This window comes from Bartonella sp. MR63HLJHH (assembly GCF_042194155.1).
GTDB classification, from domain to species: domain Bacteria; phylum Pseudomonadota; class Alphaproteobacteria; order Rhizobiales; family Rhizobiaceae; genus Bartonella; species Bartonella grahamii.
Genome location: NZ_JBHIMN010000046.1, coordinates 1 through 789, shown reverse-complemented (window position 1 = coordinate 789; position 789 = coordinate 1). Strand labels below are relative to the sequence as shown.

Here is a 789-nt window from a genome sequence, read left to right as displayed (position 1 = left end):
TCAAGGAGAAATCACCACGGCTTTTCCAAACCTTATTGGGAAGCCGACCAATCTGCGCCAGATAGAGCAAGGGCTTGATCAAATCAATCGGCTTTTCTCACGCCAAGCCACCATTAATCTTGGTGCGGGTAGCAATTCGGGTGGTTCAATACTCGATGTTCATATTGAAAAACAGAAACCTTGGCTTATTACACTTTCCAGCGATAATCTTGGCGCTAAAGCAACAGGGCTTTATCAAACGCGCTTGAGCCTTTCTTTTGATGATCTGTTAGGGATCAATGATCAATGGTCGTTTAGCTATCAGCGCTCCATGGATGGTGGTCCGTATCATTTTTCTCACAAGCGTCCCAATAGTGATACTCTAACGGGATCATTTTCTCTTCCCTATGGCACTTGGACAACAGGTTTTGATGGGACGTGGAGCCAATATCATTCAAGTGTTAAGGGGATATTTTCCGATATTATGACTGCGGGTAAGTCTTTATCGCTGACACCGTGGATTTCACGGGTTATCGACCGTGATCAAGAGGGAAAGACCTGGCTTACAGGACGCTTAACATGGAAATATTCTGATAATTTTATTATGGGCAGTCGGGTTGATGTTTCCAGCCGTAAATTGGCTATTGCAACCTTTGAGCTTGATCACTCGCGCAAGTGGCTTGGAGGAGAATTAAGCGCGCATATAGGGTTTCATAAGGGTTTGGCAATTCTTGGCGCTTATGATGATAAAGAGCAAGAGAATGCAACAAAGAATGCACCCAAAGGGCAATTTTCCAAATTGTCTTTTTC

At 44.1% G+C, this 789-nt stretch carries 1 protein-coding gene; it reads left to right on the top strand.

Annotation, left to right across the window (positions count from 1 at the left end):
* On the top strand, positions 1-789 hold a 789-nt coding region (locus tag ACFIKQ_RS09055), incomplete at both ends, for a ShlB/FhaC/HecB family hemolysin secretion/activation protein (protein WP_375656313.1).